Source organism: Halochromatium glycolicum, assembly GCF_016584085.1.
Lineage (GTDB): Bacteria > Pseudomonadota > Gammaproteobacteria > Chromatiales > Chromatiaceae > Lamprobacter > Lamprobacter glycolicus.
Genome location: NZ_NRSJ01000016.1, coordinates 1 through 18,178 on the forward strand (window position 1 = coordinate 1; position 18,178 = coordinate 18,178).

At 65.5% G+C, this 18,178-nt stretch carries 16 protein-coding genes, 1 tRNA gene and 1 pseudogene; 4 read left to right on the top strand and 14 right to left on the bottom strand.

Annotation, left to right across the window (positions count from 1 at the left end):
• Positions 1-482: 482 nt before the first annotated feature.
• Complete coding sequence (locus tag CKO40_RS10225) at positions 483-1,310, bottom strand: hypothetical protein (protein ID WP_200346110.1); 828 nt, start codon at positions 1,308-1,310, stop codon at positions 483-485.
• Between the two features lie 300 nt (positions 1,311-1,610).
• On the opposite strand from CKO40_RS10225, the gene CKO40_RS10230 reads away from it, so the two are divergent.
• Positions 1,611-2,381 (top strand): YdcF family protein, encoded by a 771-nt coding sequence (locus tag CKO40_RS10230; RefSeq protein ID WP_200346111.1) that lies wholly within the window; start codon positions 1,611-1,613, stop codon positions 2,379-2,381.
• Positions 2,382-2,693: 312 nt separating this feature from the next.
• Here the strand turns inward: CKO40_RS10230 and CKO40_RS10235 are convergent.
• Positions 2,694-2,780 (bottom strand) — tRNA-Leu (locus CKO40_RS10235).
• A 110-nt stretch (positions 2,781-2,890) separates the two neighbouring features.
• On the opposite strand from CKO40_RS10235, the gene rnr reads away from it, so the two are divergent.
• The 3 genes from rnr (at position 2,891) to CKO40_RS10250 (ending at position 7,182) form a co-directional block, all read left to right on the top strand.
• Positions 2,891-5,137 (top strand): ribonuclease R, encoded by a 2,247-nt coding sequence (gene rnr, locus CKO40_RS10240; protein ID WP_200346112.1) that lies wholly within the window; start codon positions 2,891-2,893, stop codon positions 5,135-5,137.
• Positions 5,138-5,353: 216 nt separating this feature from the next.
• The gene (gene rlmB, locus CKO40_RS10245) at positions 5,354-6,118 is read left to right on the top strand and encodes a 23S rRNA (guanosine(2251)-2'-O)-methyltransferase RlmB (RefSeq protein ID WP_200346113.1); all 765 of its coding nucleotides are present in this window, start codon (positions 5,354-5,356) and stop codon (positions 6,116-6,118) included.
• A gap of 248 nt (positions 6,119-6,366) precedes the next feature.
• Positions 6,367-7,182, top strand: a complete 816-nt coding sequence (locus tag CKO40_RS10250) for a PD-(D/E)XK nuclease family protein (RefSeq protein WP_200346114.1) — start codon at positions 6,367-6,369, stop codon at positions 7,180-7,182.
• Between the two features lie 84 nt (positions 7,183-7,266).
• Here the strand turns inward: CKO40_RS10250 and CKO40_RS10255 are convergent, their stop codons facing one another.
• The 12 genes and pseudogenes from CKO40_RS10255 to CKO40_RS10310 form a co-directional block, all read right to left on the bottom strand.
• Positions 7,267-9,153 (bottom strand): complex I subunit 5 family protein, encoded by a 1,887-nt coding sequence (locus CKO40_RS10255; RefSeq protein WP_200346115.1) that lies wholly within the window; start codon positions 9,151-9,153, stop codon positions 7,267-7,269.
• Positions 9,150-10,661 carry a proton-conducting transporter transmembrane domain-containing protein gene (locus tag CKO40_RS10260; RefSeq protein WP_242476953.1) on the bottom strand — a complete coding sequence of 504 codons (1,512 nt, stop codon included), beginning with the start codon at positions 10,659-10,661 and terminating at the stop codon, positions 9,150-9,152. The genes CKO40_RS10255 and CKO40_RS10260 overlap by 4 nt, the downstream gene beginning before the upstream one ends.
• Complete coding sequence (locus tag CKO40_RS10265; protein WP_200346116.1) at positions 10,658-12,103, bottom strand: complex I subunit 5 family protein; 1,446 nt, start codon at positions 12,101-12,103, stop codon at positions 10,658-10,660. The genes CKO40_RS10260 and CKO40_RS10265 overlap by 4 nt, the downstream gene beginning before the upstream one ends.
• Positions 12,104-12,302: 199 nt before the next feature.
• Positions 12,303-12,551: pseudogene (locus tag CKO40_RS24305) on the bottom strand (NADH-quinone oxidoreductase subunit K); the annotation flags it as partial.
• Positions 12,548-13,249 (bottom strand): Na(+)/H(+) antiporter subunit B, encoded by a 702-nt coding sequence (locus tag CKO40_RS10275; RefSeq protein ID WP_200346118.1) that lies wholly within the window; start codon positions 13,247-13,249, stop codon positions 12,548-12,550. The gene CKO40_RS10275 and the pseudogene CKO40_RS24305, both read right to left, overlap by 4 nt.
• On the bottom strand, positions 13,246-13,527 hold the full coding sequence (locus tag CKO40_RS10280; RefSeq protein WP_200346119.1) for a Na(+)/H(+) antiporter subunit B: 282 nt from the start codon (positions 13,525-13,527) through the stop codon (positions 13,246-13,248). The genes CKO40_RS10275 and CKO40_RS10280 overlap by 4 nt, the downstream gene beginning before the upstream one ends.
• 15 nt (positions 13,528-13,542) lie before the next feature.
• Complete coding sequence (locus tag CKO40_RS10285) at positions 13,543-13,857, bottom strand: cation:proton antiporter (protein ID WP_200346120.1); 315 nt, start codon at positions 13,855-13,857, stop codon at positions 13,543-13,545.
• A gap of 15 nt (positions 13,858-13,872) precedes the next feature.
• Positions 13,873-14,142: an MrpF/PhaF family protein gene (locus CKO40_RS10290; protein WP_200346121.1), complete on the bottom strand. Its 270-nt coding sequence runs from the start codon at positions 14,140-14,142 to the stop codon at positions 13,873-13,875.
• Positions 14,139-14,660: a Na+/H+ antiporter subunit E gene (locus tag CKO40_RS10295; RefSeq protein WP_242476954.1), complete on the bottom strand. Its 522-nt coding sequence runs from the start codon at positions 14,658-14,660 to the stop codon at positions 14,139-14,141. Before CKO40_RS10295 ends, CKO40_RS10290 begins: the two co-directional genes overlap by 4 nt.
• Before the next feature lie 29 nt (positions 14,661-14,689).
• Positions 14,690-15,808: a DUF2333 family protein gene (locus tag CKO40_RS10300; protein WP_200346122.1), complete on the bottom strand. Its 1,119-nt coding sequence runs from the start codon at positions 15,806-15,808 to the stop codon at positions 14,690-14,692.
• 340 nt (positions 15,809-16,148) lie between these two features.
• Positions 16,149-17,438, bottom strand: coding sequence for an NAD(P)/FAD-dependent oxidoreductase (locus tag CKO40_RS10305; RefSeq protein WP_200346123.1), 1,290 nt, complete (start codon positions 17,436-17,438; stop codon positions 16,149-16,151).
• Positions 17,439-17,444: 6 nt separating this feature from the next.
• Positions 17,445-18,074, bottom strand: coding sequence for a c-type cytochrome (locus tag CKO40_RS10310; RefSeq protein ID WP_200346124.1), 630 nt, complete (start codon positions 18,072-18,074; stop codon positions 17,445-17,447).
• Positions 18,075-18,178 lie beyond the last annotated feature (104 nt).

The window sequence follows — 18,178 nt, forward strand, 5'->3', positions numbered from 1 at the left end:
CTCGGTTCCGGTGGATGGCCAGTCCTTTCCGGTTCGGGACTTTCACCCGGCGGGTCACAATAAGAGGTTTCCGATCACTCAAATCATTTCGCGATCATCCCCCTCTTCCAGGCTTTGCCTGGCGCAAGGAAAAGCTCGTACCGAATTGCGCAGGATTGTCGTTTGTCTTCGAGGAGCGTCGCCGGGAGCATAGCCGGGCTATGTGACCGGCGGCGCGACGAAGAAGGCGAGCGAAAAGACCAGCAAGGCGGTATGAGCTTTGACAGAAATCGCCTTAGCCTAGATGGAAACTGCCGCCATTCTGTCGCCTGCTGATTCTGCAACCAGCGGCTGGCGTCGAGTGGTGGCGGCGCTGGTGGCATTTGAGTCTAGTAGACCGTTCCAGCTTGTCGTGCCACTCTGTGCCGGCGGCGAGCTAACGGCTTTGGCACTGGGTTCCAGCATCCTGCCGGAACGACGGCAAAATAAGGTGGAACGTGGGACTAGCCACGCCGGCGACGGGCGTTAACGAGCAGAAGGAGGCCGCTCACGATCAATACGCCAGTCGTAGGGGCAGGGACTTGAACAGGATCACCCAGGAGATCCTGGCCTCCGTCGAGCTGAAACCAGCGAACACCGCGGTCGCTCAACGGCTCGGTGGTTAACATGGCGGTGAAGGAGCGTTCTAGGAGCTCAACGCCCCTTGAATCCAGTGCATTCCAACTATCACTGGACGGAGAGACACGAAAAATGCCACTTGTGATGTCCATGTCCTCGGCCGCGTCCACTTCATAAAGGCTCTCCCAAATCCCGATTTGGATCGCACCGCTCATCCAGCCAGCCTGCGGATTGAGCCAATTCTGCTCGCCATAGGCCAAACCATAGGTGTATTGATCCGTACCGAGCACCCAATTCAGTGCCCCGAGAAAGTCGAGCACTTGACCAAAGTTGCGGATGACATCTGTACCGTTCGTCGCCGTCTGAACCAACGTATCGTCCGAGATACGGAGGACGCCGTAGGTGTTCTGCTCTTTCTTTAGATTTTCGAAGAGGTCGGCACAGTAGAGCAGCACATCATCCTCGCTGCGGTACAGCGAGGCAGGGTCGAACGGATCACCGGGTACGGCCTCCGCCTCGCCACCAAACAGACCGGCATCGACTCGCACTGTGCGGCCCATTTTGCCGTTGTTGAACTCTACCTTGACGCGATCGCGTCCGGCGGCAAAAAGCTGCCCGCCGAAGTCAAATTGGATCTGGCCCTCTTGGTTCGCTGCTTGATACTCTGACAACCATATCGGCCCTGCGACCGCTCCGGACATGATGCCCAACATCAGCGCCGCTGAGCACGATACCGCGATCCTAATCCTGCGCCGATGAGGGTTTGCGCAATTCGTTAGTGCTCCCAGTCGGTTAATGAGCCGCATCGTTATCTAGCCTCGCGCTGATTCAGGAAAACCACGTTGACGGTATAGCAATTCTGTCGCTGCACCCAAGGAACTGGGTCACAGATGTCAAGTGGCTTAGCGAATCGGTGGCCAAAAGGCCGCACGATTTCACGGATTGCAGCGCATTAGAGCGGTGTGTCGGTTCGTTCGGCCACGGCAGCTGGCCAGTCGATGCGAGACTCGGCAATGTTGATCTCGAAGATCATGACCCAGCTGGCAATGCCGCTGAGCGTCAGCGGTTTGTTGATTTTGATGGGAATGCTAGTGCTGCTGCTGCGACGCTCGTTGGTGAGCGTCGGCCTAGTATTGGCGGGGCTGGCGTGGCTCTGGCTTTGGGCGATGCCGGCGTTCTCCGAGGGCGTACGCGCCATGTTGGAAGGCCAGTATCCGCCGTTGGCGCTGGAGGCGATCCCAGAGGCTGGCGCCGTGGTGGTGCTGGGCGGCGGCGTAGAGCCCGCTGTTCCGCCTCGCCTGTTTCCGGACCTCGGTGATGCTTCCGATCGGGTCTGGCACGGGGTGCGTTTGCTTCAAGCCGGGAAGGCGCCTCGTTTGGTATTGAGCGGCGGGGCGTTGCCCTGGCACGCCGAGGGCGGCCCGGAGTCACAAGCGATGCTTGCGTTCGTCACGGATCTCGGCGTGCCAAGGGAACGCGTGTTGATCGAGTCGCAAAGCGCGACGACGCGCGGCAACGCCGTTGAGACGGCCCAGCTGATGGCCGAGCGGGGCGTCAGGCGTGTCCTGCTGGTGACCTCCGCGCTCCATATGCGCCGGGCGGAGGCGGCGTTTCGGGCGGTTGGGCTCGAGGTGGTCCCGGCGGCGACGGACCATGAGGTCGTCGAGCAGGCGAGCACCGCGTTGGACTATCTGCCTGATGCCCAGGCACTGGCGGACAGCTCCCGGGCGTTTAAGGAGATCTTGGGGCTGTTTGTTTATCGGCTGCGCGGCTGGGCGCGCTAAAGGATGGGGTCAGCGTTGTACCGGGCTATTCTGCTGGCAGGCGATGCTGTCCGAGGCGTCGGCGTAAGAATCCGGAACGAACGGCTCAGGTTCGGCAGCGCTCGTGTCAGAGACGACTCCAGATGCCGCCCCACTGATGATTGCGTGAACGAGAAGAACCGTTTAGCTTCCGCGAGTCAAGGGGAGCTGCGCTGGTCTAGGCCTCGTGCCGAAATACGGCGAGCCAGACATTGTTGTGGACCACTGGCCAGATTCTGCTGCTTTGGGCTGGCGTAAGCCGCTATAATCGGAGTCTGGTCAGACTCTTAGAGATGGTGCCGAGGAGAGGACTTGAACCTCCACCTGGTTTCCCAGACATGGACCTGAACCATGCGCGTCTACCAATTCCGCCACCTCGGCAGGGTGGGCCGTCGACGGCCGCAACCGTGACGAGCCGTGAAGCTTAGTGAGACAGGACGGCCTTGTCAACGGTAGACTAGCAAGTTCGATGGACGTAACCAGAGTACAGCGTGGCACGACGAAAAAAGGCCCAATCCGCCCGGAACCTTGACCCGCATCGCGAGCGCGAGGCGAAGAAGTACGAGAATCCCATCCCGAGTCGGGAGTTCATCCTCGACACCCTGACCGAGCACGGCGCACCAGCGCGCTTCGATGAGATCACCGCGCTGCTCGGTCTCGCCGACGAGCAGGACCAGGTCGCGCTCGAGCGCCGGCTCGGTGCGATGGTGCGCGACGGCCAGCTCCTGCGGAACCGGCGCGATGCCTTCTGCCTGGTCAACAAGCGCGATCTCGTCGCCGGCCGGGTGATCGGCCATCCGGACGGCTTCGGCTTCGTGAAGCCGGATGATGGCGGCGATGACCTCTACCTCTATCCGAAGGAGATGCGCGCCTTGTTCCACGGCGATCGCATCGTCGCGCGGGTCACCGGCAAGGATCGGCGCGGGCGGCTCGAGGGCGCCGTGGTCGAGATCCTCGAGCGCAGCACCCAGAGCGTGGTCGGGCGGCTCTATTCGGAGAGCGGCGTCGGCTTCGTGGTGCCGGACAACAAGCGCCTGACCCATGATGTGATCATCCCGAGCGATCGGCTCGGCGGGGCGGAGCAGGGCCAGATCGTGGTCGCCGAGATCACCGATCAACCGACCAAGCGCACGCAGCCGATCGGGCGCGTGGCCGAGGTGCTCGGCGAGCACATGGCGGCCGGGATGGAGACCGACATCGCCATCCGTGCGCATGACCTGCCAGTGCACTGGCCGGAGGCGGTCGAGCAGGCGACCAGTGCCTTCGGCGAAACGGTGCCGGAGGCCGCCAAGGAAGGCCGAACCGATCTGCGCGCGCTGCCGCTGGTGACCATCGATGGCGCCGATGCGCGTGACTTCGATGATGCGGTCTACTGCGAGCGCAAGCCCAAGGGCTGGAAACTGCTCGTCTGCATCGCCGATGTCTCGGCCTATGTGACGCCGGACAGCGCCTTGGACCAGGAAGGCTTCGAGCGCGGGAACTCGGTCTACTTCCCGGATCGGGTAATCCCGATGCTGCCTGAGGTGCTCTCGAACGGCCTCTGCTCGCTGAATCCGCAGGTCGACCGGCTGTGCATGGCCTGCGAGCTCTATGTCAGCCGTGACGGCAAGGTGACGCGCACCCGCTTCTTCGAGGCGGTGATGCGCTCGCACGCGCGCCTGACCTATGATCAGGTCGCGGCGATGCTCGATGACGGCGACCCCGAGCTCAGCGAGCGGCATGCCGGGCTGCTGCCGCACCTGCATGAGCTCTACGCGCTGTACCAGGCGCTGCTCGAGGCCCGGGCGGCGCGCGGCGCGATCGATTTCGACACCGTCGAGACCCAATTCGTCATCGACGAGGCTGGCCGGATCGCGAGCATCGAGCCGACCGTTCGCAACGACGCCCACCGGATCATTGAGGAGTGCATGCTCGCGGCCAATGTGGCCGCCGCGCGTCTGTTCCAGCGCAAGAAGATGCCGGCGCTCTATCGTATCCACGAGACGCCCAAAGAGGAGAAGCTCTCCGATCTGCGCGATTTCCTGGCCGAGCTCGGGCTCAATCTGCCGGGCGGCAGCAAGCCGACCGCAAAGGACTACGGCACCCTGCTCGATGCGGTGCGGGGGCGGCCAGATTTCCACCTGATCCAGACTGTGCTGCTGCGTTCGATGCAGCAGGCGATGTACAGCTCGGACAACGTCGGTCACTTCGGGCTCGCCTACGACGCTTACACCCATTTCACGTCGCCGATCCGCCGTTACCCGGATCTGGTCGTGCATCGGATCATCAAGCACATCCTGGCCGGCGGCACTGCGGCCGATCTCGACTACTCGAAACCGGAGTTGCAGCAGATCGGCGAGCATTGCTCCGGCACCGAGCGGCGCGCTGACGAGGCGACGCGCGATGTCGAGCACTGGCTCAAGTGTGAGTTCATGCGCGACAAGCTCGGCGAGGAGTACGAGGGCACCATCACCAGCGTGCAGGGGTTCGGCCTGTTCGTCGAGCTCGACGGGGTCTATGTCGACGGGTTGGTGCACATCACCGCGCTCGACAACGACTACTATCACTTCGACCCGGTCGGGCACCGGCTCACCGGCGAGCGCACCGGGCAGGTGTATCGGCTCGGGGATCGCTTGCGGGTCAAGGTCGCGGCGGTGAATCTCGAGGACCGCAAGATCGACTTCGTGCTCGCCCAGCCCGCGCCGCCGCCTAAACGGCGCACGCGCTCGAAGCGGCGCAAAAAGCCGTCGTCGGCGTGATCCGGCGCGCAGTCACCAGCAGCGGCCAGGTACTGCCGATTGGGAGGCCTTCGCGCGATACGTCCGCGAGCGTGGGCGATGGTTGGCCCTGCGCTTGCCGGTACGCTTGCTCCTGCGCAATGCTGGGCGGTCGCTGGTGCTGCTGGCATCCGTTGGTCGCCGGGTCCGAGCCATTGAGCGGCCCGTCCGGGCTATCACAGCGGCTGCCGCGAACAGATGCCTGAGAGCCGGCCGAAGCATGCATCGCTCGTCGCCGGCATCAACAGTGTGCGCAGCGCGTTGAAGTTCGGCCCGGGCGGTGTCGCCGAGCTGTGGCTGGATCGCCAGCGCCGTGATCGGCGGCTCGCGGAGCTGGCGGCGCTGGCCCGTGAGGCCGGGGTGGCGGTGCGGCAACTCGAGCGTGAGGCGCTGGACTTGGCAGCTGAGCAGGCCAATCACCAGGGCGTGCTCGCCTGGGTGCGGATGCCCGCGGCCCGCGGCGAGCGGGATCTCGACGGCATCCTTGATGCCGCCCAATCACCGCCGCTGGTGCTGGTGCTCGACGGGGTGAGCGATCCGCACAATCTCGGCGCCTGCCTGCGCAGTGCCGATGCGGCCGGCGCAGCGGCGGTCATCGCCCCGAAGGACAAGGCGGTCGGGCTGACCCCGGTGGCGGTCAAGGTCGCCAGCGGCGCGGCGGGCTCGGTGCCGTTCGTGCAGGTCACCAATCTGGCGCGGACCTTGGCGGCCCTGCAGGCGCGGGGCCTCTGGCTCGTCGGTCTCGCCGAGGAGGCCTCGGCATCGCTGTTCGAGACCGAGCTCAGCGGTCCGATCGCGTTGGTCCTCGGTAATGAGGGCAGTGGTCTGCGTCGCCTGACGCGCGAGCGCTGCGATCTGCTCGCCGCACTGCCGATGCGCGGCCAGGTCGAGAGCCTCAATGTCTCGGTCGCTGCCGGGGTCTGCCTGTATGAGGCGTTGCGTCAGCGCTTGGACGTCGATTAGGCCCAGCGTCATGGGGTCTGTCTGGACCTTCAAGGAACGCTGTCTTCGGTCGAACAGTCTGTCTGAATCAGTGGCGCCAAATCTGTCTTACCCGAACGCGCTCCAGCGGAGGTAAGGTAACGATTGTTTCCGTCGGCGGTGTGGAATCCTGTCTAAACCGCGTCCAGAGACAGAAACGTCATTTTTCCGCAGCAGGCGCGGTCAAAATTGCACATCCCAAACTGGACGCAGTGTAGACGAGGTTGCACATGACCAAAGAAGAAGAGCTAAAACAGGCGATCTTGCGCGACCTGCCGGCACTGTTGCGGTCCGATCCCGAGCTGCGGGCCTGGGTGCTGGCGGTTACCAATGATGCCTATGCGGATCGGCAGCGCACCGAAAGCCGATTCGACCGGTTGCTCGACGAGCTGCGCCGCGACCGCGAGGAGCAGTCGCGCAAGTGGGAAGAGCAGAGTCGTCAATGGCAAGAGCAGGGTCGCCAATGGCAAGAGCAGAATCGTAAGTGGGATGAGCAGAATCGCAAGTGGGAAGAGCAAAACCGCAAATGGGATGAGCAAAACCGCAGGTGGGAGACGCTACGGATCGAAAGCGATCGTCGCTGGGAGAAGGCCGACCAACGTTTTGAACAGCTCCATCAAGAGATCATGGAGCAAGCCAAGAAGCATGATCGCGGCATTGGTGCGCTGGGATCACGCTGGGGGATGCAGGCCGAGTCGACCTTTCGCAATGCGCTTGCCGGTATCTTGGAGGAGAACTTCGGGGTCAATGTGCGCCATGTGGATGAGTATGACGACGAGGGAGAGGTCTTCGGTCGCCCCGATCAAGTCGAGCTGGATATCATCATCTACGATGGCCAGCTGCTGATCTGCGAGCTGAAGTCGTCGATCGACAAGGCGGGGATGTACAGTTTCGAGCGCAAGGCACGGTTCTACGAGCGCAAGCACGGCCGCAAAGCGACGCGGCTCCTCGTGATCTCGCCGATGGTCGACCCGCGCGCCCAACAGGTCGCCGAGCGGCTCGGGATCGAGACCTACAGCGACTCGATCGATGTGAAGACGCTGTAACCGGCCTGCGCTCGGTGCGCGAGCGCATGCGGACAGCTGGCCGCGCGCGGCGCGGTTGCGCACAGTGTTCGGGGCGGGCAAGCGCTAATCGGGAGGCAGCTCCCCGTTGGCGATGGCTTCGGCTTGCCTGCCGGAATCGGCCTGGATGCCAACCTGATCCGAGGCCTCGCCATTGTCCACCAGCGGCTCCCCGCTCAACAACGCCAACACGAGCAGCGCCAGGATGCCGATCCAAAGCGCACCGGCGACCGACCAAGCCCGGAGACCCCGCTCGACATCGCCAGGGGGCTCGTTGCAGACGCGCTCATAGCGGTCGATCGCGAAGCGCGCGATCCGGGCCGCGGACCGTCCGAGCGGACGCCAGAGCCAGCCGCCGAACGCCTTCACGAGCGCGCCAATCGGTCGGCTCAGTACGATCAGGTCCCCAGCGGGGATCAGACCGATCAGCGGCTTGAGCCAATCAGGATTGCGCCAGGCCGCGAGCGCGACCAGCGTCGCCAGCACGACGCCGAGCGGCACCGCGACGCTGTTGGTGGTCCAGCTCGTCGCCTTGCCGAGCACGAACGGGAACAGCGCGACCAGCGCGATCAACAGCGCCCAGGCGATCCCGGGCCAGAGATAGCCGGGCGCCGAATGCGTGCGGGTGCCGGCGCTGACCCAGATGAGGCGGCCCATCAACAGGGTCGTGCCGACGGTCGAGACCGTGACGGCCGCCGCCACCCAGGGCCAGTCGGCGCCCTCGATGACCGGTTTCAGCGCATATTTGGCGACCGCGCCGCTGGTGAACGGCGCGCCGACCAGGGCCAACGCGAGGAAGAGCAAGCCGCCGAGTACGAGCGGTTGGACCAGGGCCGGCCGCAAAGCCGCCTGCTTGCGCAGCCCCACCCCGAGGAACAGGCCACCCTTGGCCAGCGCATGACTGGCGGCATAGAGGGCGATGCCGGCGACCCCGACCGGCGCCAGCGCCGGCTCCATCAAGACCAGGCCGAGGACCAGCATCAGCAGGCCCATCTTGCTGACACTGGAGTAGGCCAAAATGGCCTTGGGGTCGGCCTGGACGAGCCCGACCGGCAGCGCATAGAAGAGCGTGAGCAGCCCGCCGGCAGCCAAGAGACCACCCCATTCCGGCAGCGCCTGGGTGCCGACCGGCAGGAAGCGCAGCCAGCCCAGCAACGCGACCTTGATCATGGTGCCGCTGAGCACGGCACTGGCCGGCACCGGCGCGGCCGGATGGGCGAGTGGCAGCCAAAGATGTAACGGGACCAGTCCAGCCTTGACGCCGAGGCCGAGCAGGACCAGCGCAATGGGCAATGCGGTGAGCTGCGCCAGATCCTCGGGGCTCGGCTCGGTCGAGCCGGTCTGCTGGGCGATGATCACCAGGGCCGCGAACAGGCTCACCTCGCCGAGCAGCGCCATCACCAGATAGACCTTGCCGGCGCGCAGTGCCGACGGTGTCGCGTCGTGGATCACCAGCCCATAGGAGGCAAGGCCCATCATCGCGAAGCCGGCATAGAAGCTGAACAGGTCCTGACCGACAATCAGCCAGAGGTTGCCGGCCATCGCCAGCAAGAACAGTGCACCGAAGCGTCCCGCGTGCTCGGCAGTGCGAAGACTGAAGGCGCTGTAGACACTCGCGATCAGCCATAGCATTGCGGTGAAGAGCAGATAGACCTGACCGACCGGGTCGAGCTCCAAGGCCGTGCCGAGGAACAGCCAGGGCAGCTCGAGGCGCGTGCCGACCGGCAACAGCAGCGCCGCGAGCAGCGCCGGCAGCGGGCCTAGGATCGTCAGGAAGCCGCGCCAATGGGCCTTGCTGGGAACCGTGATGGGGGCCGTGCTGGGGACCGCAGCGGTAACGGCCCCATCGGTGGCGCTGCTGGCCCGCCAGCTACCGCCCTGACCGGCCACCGGCCAGGCCAGTAGCAGCGGCCACACCCAGGCCGCGACGAGAAGCCAAGGGATCAAGGTCATAAACCGTACTCGCGTCTGGCGATCAGCGTGGCCCACTCGAGTGGGCTGAACGGCGCGGCCGCTAGCAGCCCGGCGATCAGGCAGAACGCGGCGGTGATCACCGGCGGCCAGAGCAGCGCACCCAGGGTCTCGAAGCGCGATTCGAAGCGGTGCTCGTTCGGCCAGGCGTCTGGCGGCGGCCGGAACCAGGCCTTATAGAGGATCGGCAGGAAGTAGCCAGCGTTCAACAACGTGCTCGCCGCGAGCACCAGCAGGACCCAATGCTGACCCGCCTCGACCGCGCCGAGGCCGAGGTACCATTTGCTGACGAAGCCGGCGATCGGCGGGATGCCGATCATGCCAAGGGCGCCGACGGTGAAGGCGAGCGTCGTCCAGGGCATCCGACGGCCGACGCCATCCATCTGACTGACCTTGTGCACGCCGAGCGTCTCGGCGTAATTGCCGGCGCAGAAGAACAGGGTGATCTTCATGATGCCCTGATGCACCAGGTGCACCATGCCGCCAATGGTCGCCACTGGCCCGAGGATCGAGGCGCCGAGCGCGATGTAGGAGACCTGGCTCACGGTCGAATAGGCAAGGCGGGCCTTGAGCCCATCCTGGGTCAGGGCCTTCACCGAGCCATAGACGATGGTGAGCGAGGCCCAGACCCCGAGGATGATCAACAGGCCGAGCTCGGCGGCGAAGTCGACGCCGTAGACATCATAGACCACGCGCACGATGCCGAAGGCACCGGCCTTGACCACGGCGACCGCATGCAGCAAGGAGCTCACCGGTGCCGGCGCCACCATCGATTGCGGCAGCCAGCCATGCAGCGGCACCAGCGCCGCCTTCACCCCCAAGCCGAGCAGCAGCAGCAGGAAGATGGCGATGAGCTGCGGATGCAGCGTGCTCGCCATGTCGGACAGGACCCCGCCTTCGACGAAATCCACCGGCCCGGTCAGGGCGCGCAGCCAGACCGCCCCGACCAGCAGCGCCACCCCGCCGCCCATGGTGTAGGCGAGATAGATCTTGGCGCCGCGCGTCGCCTCCGGCGTGCCGCGATGCGCGACCAGCGGATAGGTCGCCAGCGTCAGGATCTCGTAGAAGATCACGAAGGTGAGCAGGTTGCCCGCGAGCGCGATGCCGACGGTCGCCGAGACGCAGAGGCTGAAGAACCCGAAGAAGCGGCTGCGGTTCGGCGAGTGCTCGAGATAGCCAATCGCATAGACCGTGGTGACCAGCCAGAGCACCGACGAGAGGGTGACGAACAGCACCGACAGCGCGTCGGCATGCAGCACCAGGTCGAGCCCTGGGGCGATGGTCAGGCGGCTCTCGAACACGCCGCCGAGAAAGACGCCCCAGATCAGCGTACCGACGAGCACCAGCTTGATGATGGCGCCAAACATATTGAGCACGCCGCGCAGCAGATGGCTCTCTTCCTTGACCAGGAAGATGAACGCGCCCGGCAGCATCGAGCTGAGCACGATGGCGCCGGGAAGCAGCGCGGTCCAGGACAGCATCTGGCTCATGCCGGTGCGGCTCCAAAGCCGAGAATGGCCCAGACCGGGCCGGCCGCAAGGCCGAGCAGGGCGACCGAGGCGAACGCGAGCAGCAGGGCCGGGATCTCGGAGCGGGCGTTGGTAACGAACTGCAATGGCGTCGGTTCGAGGCCGAAGGCGCGGCTCAGCACCCGAAAGACATAGGCCGCGGCGAGCAAGGTGCCAAGGACGGTCACCGGTAGCCACCACCATTGCCCGGTCTCGAACGCGCCGCGCATCAGCACCCATTTGCCGATGAAGCTGCCGCTCGGCGGCAGGCCGACCAGCGCCGAGCCGGCCAGCGCGATGCTGAAGGTGGTCGCCGGCATGCGCTGGGCGACGCCGCCGAGCTCGCTGATCCGGTCATGGCCGGCCTTCCGCTGCACCAGCCCGGCGGCGAGGAAGAAACCGGCCTTGGCAAAGCCATGCGTCAGCGCCATCAGCACGCAGGCCGCGAACAGATCGTCGCGCGCCGTGCCCGGCGGCAGGCTCGCCAGCAACGGAAAGAACAGGAACAGATAGCCGATCTGGGCGACCGTCGAGTAGGCCGCGAGCAGCTTCAGACGCTGCGCCCTCAGCGCGCGCCAGGAGCCCCAGAGCACGGCGCCGGCTCCGAGCAGGCCGAGCAGGGTGGCCGCACCAATATCGGCGATCGGCGCGAACAGCTCGGTCCACAGGCGCAGGATGAGATAAAACGACGCCTTCACCACCAACGCCGAGAGGGCCGCGCTGACCGGCGCCGGGGCGTTCGCGTGTGCCGGCGGCAGCCAGAAATGCAGCGGGAACAGCGCCGTCTTCAGCGCCAGGCCGCTGACCATCAACGCCAGCGCAGTCGCGGCGATCGGGGTCGGGCCGAGGCGCTCGCCGAGCAGGCCGATATCCAGGGTTCCGTAAGCGGTATAGAGCAGCGCGACGCCGAGCAGATAGGTCAGCGAACCGAGTAGCCCGACCAGGAGATAGCGCAGATTCGCCGCGATCGCCTCGCGCTTGCCTGTCAGCGCGCCGAGGGCGGCGGCACTCAAGCCGAGCAGCTCGAGCATTACATAGAGATTGAATAGATCGGCGGCGAGGAAGACGCCGTTGAGCGCGCTCCAGAGCAGCAGCCACAGCGGCCAGAAATGGCGCGCCTGCGCGCTGCCCGCGAAGTAGCTGCCAGCGTAGATGCTGATCGCCAGCGCGACCAGGCTGGCCATCGCCAGCAGCGCCGCCGACAGGCCATCGGCGCTGAGGCCGATGCCCAAGGGCACGCCCCAACCGCCGAGCACAGTACCCAGATCACCATGCAGCCAGACCAATAAGGTGATACCGAGGCCACTGAGGCTGGTGGCGAGCGCTGCAAGCGTGCCTACCAGCGCGGACCGGACCGGCAGCGCGGTCGCCAGCAGGCCGCCGAGCAGCGGCACCAGGACCGGCAGGATCAGCAGATCAGCCATGGGGCGTCTCTGGATGGAGCGTCTCTGGGGTGAGATCGGCTGGGGTGAGATCGGCTGGGGTGAGCTCGGTTGGGGTGCGCTCGGTTGGGGTGCGCTCGGTTGGGGTGCGAGGTGGAGGCGCTGCGGAGGACGCTGACGCGGACTCCGAGCGCCCCTCTGCATCAGCGGCTGACTCCTCGGCCTGCTCGAGCCGCCGATGGAGCGCAAGCACGAGCGCGGTGGCGCTGACTGCGACGACGATCCCGGTGAGCACCAGTGCATGAGGCACAGGGTCCGGCGGCGCCGTGTCGCCGCGGTAGGCGATGGCGATGAAGACATGGAATACGCCGCCGCCGGCGATGTTGATCGCGATCAGCTTGCGCAGCAGCGCCTCGTGCACCAGCAGCGACCAGAGCCCGAGCGCAAACAGCAGGATGCCGGCGCCGCCATACAGGAATTGTGCGCTCATCGCTGGACTGTTCTGCTTTGGCCCGTTCCGTTATGGGCTGTCCCGCTGCCCGGGCGGCCACCGACATAGGCGGCGGTCAGGGTCACGCCGATCGCGACTGTCGCCGCGCTCTCGATCAACAGGATCAGCCATTTCGCCTGCCCAGGCGGGTAGGTGAGAAAGCCGAAGCCGCTCGCCAGCAAGCCGCCGCCGACCACTGCGAACACCCCGGCGCCCAGGACCACCAGCCAGCGTTGGGCAGGCTCGCCCGGAAGTCCTGCCGACGGTTCGCCGGACAGGCGCAGGATGACACCGGCCGCGCCGAGCAGAGCGCCGGCCTGGAACGCGCCGCCCGGTGCATGACCTCCAACCCAGAGCAGGTAGCCGCCAGCCAGGATCGCGAGCGGCACGATCCAGTCCACGAGCGCGGCGAGTGCCGGCCCGGAACGCTGATAGCCGGCCGGTGCCGGGCCCAGGGACCAGATCCCGAGCAGCGCTGCGAGCAGGACCGCGAGCTCGAGCAAGGTATCGTAGGCGCGGTAGTTGAGCAGGACCGCCGTCACTGGATTGCTCACCCCCGTCTCCTCGAGCCGCGCCGAGGCCAGCTCGGCTAGACGCGGCCCGGGCTCGAGCGCCAGCGTCGCATGCAACGCCCACAGCAGCAGTGCGGCGAGCAGCGCCAGCAGGATGCCCAGCAGCAACGCGAGATCACGCTTCATGCGCGCTTGTCTCCATCGCCCCCGGCGGCCTCGTCGCGGTGAGCGGCGCGCCGCGCCGCGGCCAGCATCAGCGCCCCACCCATGCCGGCGCCGATGGCCGCCTCCGCCAGCGCGATATCAGGCGCTCGCAGGCGCGCCCAGACCAGCGCCAGCCAGAGCCCAAAGGCGATGAACAGCATCACCGCGCGCCGCGGCTCGGGGCTGAGCACGGTGGCGAGTGCGAGCACGATCAGGGTGGCCAGCAGCACCAGGTCGAACAGCAACAGCAGCGTTGGCATGCAGACGGCTCCCGGCTACAGGATGTCTTCGCCGTCGCCGCGCACGGCCCGTTTGGCGATCAGGTGGGCGCCGGTCGCGCCGGCGATCATGACCAGCACCCAGAGCAAGAGCATCTTGAGGGCGAAGAACAGGTCTGGTGCCTGTGGAAGCACGGCGAGCATGATCAAGCCGAGCCCGAGGTTGTCGGCCTTGGTGAGCGCATGCAGACGCGAATACAGATCCGGGAGCCGCAGCAGCCCGACGGTGCCGGCGATGAAGAACAGGGCGCCGCCGCAGGCGAGCAGCGTCGAGATCAGGTTCAGGATGAGCCCGAAGGTTGGCTGGTCCATCGCGAAAGCCCCAGTTCAGCTTCGATCTTGACCGATTCGGCGTCGAGTAAAGGCCGCGACCGAGACCGCAGCGAGCAGAGCGAAGATCAGGCCGACATCGATCAAGGCGGGGATGCCGAGCGTCGCGGCGAGCAGCAGCAGGACGGCGATGCCCGAGGTACCGAGCAGCTGAGCCGCCATCATTCGGTCCGCCGGCGAGGGGCCGATGATGACGCGCACGAGGCCGGCAGCCATGGTGATCAACAGGACCAGCGCTATCGCCAGGAACGCAGTGGATGGGGTCATCTTGGGCCCGATTCCAGTGAGTCGCCGAATAGGGCCGCGACGACCGCCTCCAAGCGGGCGAGGCCGGGCTCGAGGTCATCACGCGCATCCAACGCATGGATGTGGATCAAGCCGTCGCGCAGATCGGCGCTCAGGGTGCCAGGCAAGAGACTGATGGTATCGAGGAACACGACCCGGGCCAGGGGATCGCCGAGGCGCGGGCGATAGGACTGGAACCCCGGATGAATCCGCACCCGCGGGCGCAGCACGCGGAGTGCCACATCGAGACCACCGCGGATTGATTGGAGCAAGAAGAAGGGCGTGAAACGCACCAGGCCGAGCAGCCGCATCCCGGCGCGCCCGTCGCGACCGGTGTCGGGATGCAGCCGCAACGAGGCCCAGGTCGCGGACAGCACGGTCGGGGCCCCGATGATCCAGCTCGCTGGGCTGCCCCCGGCGAGCACCGCCCACAGCGCCGAGAACAGGCCCAAACGTCCGAGTGGGCCCATGAACCGGTGTAGTGATCGCGGTCGGATCATTGGAACATCATCCGGGTAGCGGCTTTGGCTCAGCCGCGCTCCAGCAGCACGCGCAGATCGATGATCGCGGCATTCGTGCGCCCGAGATAGGACGCGAGCACCAGCGAGTGGTTCGCGAGCACGCCGAAGCCATGGCCGTTGAGCACCATCGGGCTGTACTTACGCACGACCGCTTGCTCGAGATCACGCAGGATCTGCTCCATCGAGATCTCGGCGTTCTTCTGCCGCAGGACCTGGGCAAAGTCGATCCGCACCGCCTTCATCATGTGCAGCAGCGCCCAGGCATAGCCGCGCGCCTCGTAGAAGACATCATCGATCTGGGTCCAGGGCGTCGCCTCGGCGGCCGTCGCCTCGGCCTCCGTGGCTTCGCCCGCGGCGTTGGACTGCTGGCCTTCGATCGCGGCGGTCAGCTCGGGGTCGCCGACACTGGCGGCAAGGCGCTGGCCATAGCTGCCCAGGCGTTTCTCGACCACCTCGAGGTAGGCGCGCAGGTTGTCGGCCCGAGCGTAGAAGCTCGCGCTATTGTCATTGCCCGAGACCAGGGCCTCGAGGAACTGCTCGAGGTTATCGACGCCGTCCACGTACATCTCCTCGGCCGAGGGCAGGAACCAGGCCTCGGAGTCGAAGTTGAAGTCGGAGTCGGCGCGCTGCAACAATGGACTTTCGATCGACTGCGACTGCGAACGGGTGAAATCGTTGCGCAGCGAGCGCACCGAGTCGCGCAGCTCGGTGAGGACGCCGAACTCCCAGTTCGGCATGTTATCCATCAGCACACCCGGCGGGAGCATGTCATTACGCAGATAACCGCCCGGCTTGTGCAGCATGGTTTTGGCGACGCGGATCTGGGTCGCGACCACCGCCGTGCCCGGCACCTTCGACGCCGGCGCAGCGTCACCGGAGATCGCATCGCTGCCGATCATCTCGGCGAGGTTTTCTTTGACCGAGAATGGCTTGGGCTGGACCGACCAAAACATGCCCAGGCCGCTGATGACCAGGACCAGGACGATCAGCCCCACCGGCCCGAGGCGGGCGATGTTGGCCTTCTTGTGCTTGCCGCTCGCGCTTGCGGCGCCAGCCTGCTCGGCCGCACCAGAGAGCGGCCGAGAGGCTTGCGGCTCCGCCTTTCCGGAACTCTGTTCTGCGCTCATTTTTGAGATACCCAATAAACTGTTTGCAAGAGCATGTAAGAATACGCAGTCGATCGCGCGCTTGGCCATGCCATCGCGCAGCCGCGCCGGGCAGGATGCCTTGCGGTTGCATGCGTTGCAACGGTGACCGCACGGCCCTTGATCTTCGTCTCGACTGCGTCTTGATGACTGCCAGCGAAGTGGCAGCGCTCTATATTAAAGCAACTTGGGTGCGGCCGCGGCGGCGCAATCCGGTCGGTGCGCCGTTCGCTCGACCGCGGGCCGAAAAAAGGGGGGCCGCAGCCCCCCGTCCAAACAGTCCGTTGGCCGGCCATTGAGGCCGGCGAGCGCACCTCGGTCGTCAGCTGAAGATGTCGTGCACGATATTGTCGTACCAGCTGTAGGCATACTCGACCTCACGCTTGAGCGCGAAATCGGGTGCATCGGCGGGAGTCAGTCCACCAGAGCCTTCGACGCCGGCGATGGTCGAGCCGTCTTCACTCAGACGATAGACGGCAGCCACCGAGATGCCGTAGTCCTTGCCGATGATCGAGTAGCAGGTGTTCACATAAGCGGGGATGCCTGGCTCCTCGTCGTTCAGCAGCGCGATCACGGCGGCGGCGGCGACCTTGCCCTGGCTGTTGGCCGAGTAACCTGACTTCGGCATCGCCGTCGCGATACAGGCATCGCCGATCACATGGATACCCTTGTGCAGGGTCGACTCGAAGGTCTTCTTATCGACCGGGCACCAGCCGCTGTCGTCGGTCAGACCGGCATCCTGGGCGATCTTGCCGGCCGCTTGCGGCGGGATCACGTTGGCGACGTCGGCCTTGACCTCATCGAAGTTGGTGTAGAGCGTCATCGTCTCCGGATCGACCCGATTGACGCCGGCATCCGGGCCGGGCCGCCATTCGATCAGGCTGTCATCGGTGCCGAAGCCGTAGAGTCGCTCCCAGCCCTGGGTGAACAGGCCCTGCTTGGAGAACTTCTGCTTGTTGTCGAGGATGATTACCTTCGACTTCGGCTTCTCGTTCTGCAGATACATCGCGATCTGGCTGGCGCGCTCGTACGGCCCCGGCGGGCAGCGGAACGGATTCGGCGGTGCCGCGATCGCGACCACGCCGCCATCGTCCATCGCCTCGAGCTGACTGCGCAGGATCTTGGTCTGCTCGCCGGCCTTCCAGGCGTGCGGCATCGTCTTGGCCGTCTCCTCGCTGTAGCCCTCGATCTTGTCGTAGAGGATCGAGATGCCGGGCGCGACGATCGCGCGGTCGTAGGCGAAGGTCTCACCCCCTTCGGTCTTGACCTCGTTCTTCTCGGCATCGATGGCGGTCGCCTTGTCGTGCACGATATTGATGCCGCGCGCCTTGAGGCCGTCGTATCCGTGCTTGATCGCCTCGAGCTTCCGGGCGCCGCTGATCACCTCATTGCTCATGTAGCAGGTGTAATACTCCTTATTCGGCTCGATGAGGGTCACATCGATGCTGTCGTCGGCCATCTTGATGTACTTGGCCGCGGTGGCCCCGCCGGTGCCGCCGCCAACGACGACAACCTTCTTGGACTCGGCGCGTGCAATGTGCGGGAAGCCGACCGCGCTGACGGCAGCGATGGCGCCAGTCGCTTTGACGAATTCACGGCGATTGAGACTCATGGGCGATCACTCCTGCTTGTAGTCTTGCTGGCTGGCGTAATAGGCGTAGAGGGCGTCGAGCGATTCCTCGCCGTGCTCCTCGAGCATCTGGTCGAGCTTTCGTCCCATCTTCTTCGGCAGCATTCGACGGTCGGCGCGGAAGTCGGCCATCGCGTTTTCGAGGTAAGGGGTCCATTGCCCGGCGAGGATGATGTAGTCCTCCACATCGACAAGTGCCTTGCCGCCCTCTTCGTGGCACTTCTCGCAGAAGCGGTCGTGCAGCTCCTCGCCGTCGGCGACCAACGACTCATCGTAGGACTGGTCAACGGGCTGGAACGCCTGCTCCTTCAGGTATTCACCCATCTGGATGAGCTCGTCCTCGCTATACCCGCGGGCGATCCGCCCCATGATCGTCGAATAGGTATCCCCCTCCTGAAAGGCGATCATCATGTCGACGAAGACCAGCGGGTCCATGCCGGCGATGCTGGGCGAGGCTGGCCCGACGCTGTTGCCATGGGTGCCGTGGCAGCCTGCGCAAGTGTCGACGAGCATCTTGCCGGTCGCGATATCGGTTAGGTCTTCGGCACTGACGCCGTGCGACAGGCCGAGGGCGAGCGCCCCGCCTGCAAGTGCCGTGATTAGACGATGCTTGGCCATGCTTCCTCCTTTGGGAAATGTGCAAGGTGGGGTTTGGAGTCGATCTCCGTCCCGATATGCCGGGACTCGGCCCTTAGTCCTCGGGTCCCGGGCATCCAGTCGGG

Bases quoted from the DNA above. Each gene is read 5' to 3' on its own strand.
- CKO40_RS10225 (WP_200346110.1), bottom strand. From the start codon at position 1,310: ATGTTGGGCATCATGTCCGGAGCGGTCGCAGGGCCGATATGGTTGTCA.
- CKO40_RS10230 (WP_200346111.1), top strand. From the start codon at position 1,611: ATGTTGATCTCGAAGATCATGACCCAGCTGGCAATGCCGCTGAGCGTC.
- rlmB (WP_200346113.1), top strand. From the start codon at position 5,354: ATGCCTGAGAGCCGGCCGAAGCATGCATCGCTCGTCGCCGGCATCAAC.
- CKO40_RS10250 (WP_200346114.1), top strand. From the start codon at position 6,367: ATGACCAAAGAAGAAGAGCTAAAACAGGCGATCTTGCGCGACCTGCCG.
- CKO40_RS10255 (WP_200346115.1), bottom strand. From the start codon at position 9,153: ATGACCTTGATCCCTTGGCTTCTCGTCGCGGCCTGGGTGTGGCCGCTG.
- CKO40_RS10260 (WP_242476953.1), bottom strand. From the start codon at position 10,661: ATGAGCCAGATGCTGTCCTGGACCGCGCTGCTTCCCGGCGCCATCGTG.
- CKO40_RS10265 (WP_200346116.1), bottom strand. From the start codon at position 12,103: ATGGCTGATCTGCTGATCCTGCCGGTCCTGGTGCCGCTGCTCGGCGGC.
- CKO40_RS10275 (WP_200346118.1), bottom strand. From the start codon at position 13,249: ATGAAGCGTGATCTCGCGTTGCTGCTGGGCATCCTGCTGGCGCTGCTC.
- CKO40_RS10280 (WP_200346119.1), bottom strand. From the start codon at position 13,527: ATGCCAACGCTGCTGTTGCTGTTCGACCTGGTGCTGCTGGCCACCCTG.
- CKO40_RS10285 (WP_200346120.1), bottom strand. From the start codon at position 13,857: ATGGACCAGCCAACCTTCGGGCTCATCCTGAACCTGATCTCGACGCTG.
- CKO40_RS10290 (WP_200346121.1), bottom strand. From the start codon at position 14,142: ATGACCCCATCCACTGCGTTCCTGGCGATAGCGCTGGTCCTGTTGATC.
- CKO40_RS10295 (WP_242476954.1), bottom strand. From the start codon at position 14,660: ATGATCCGACCGCGATCACTACACCGGTTCATGGGCCCACTCGGACGT.
- CKO40_RS10300 (WP_200346122.1), bottom strand. From the start codon at position 15,808: ATGAGCGCAGAACAGAGTTCCGGAAAGGCGGAGCCGCAAGCCTCTCGG.
- CKO40_RS10305 (WP_200346123.1), bottom strand. From the start codon at position 17,438: ATGAGTCTCAATCGCCGTGAATTCGTCAAAGCGACTGGCGCCATCGCT.
- CKO40_RS10310 (WP_200346124.1), bottom strand. From the start codon at position 18,074: ATGGCCAAGCATCGTCTAATCACGGCACTTGCAGGCGGGGCGCTCGCC.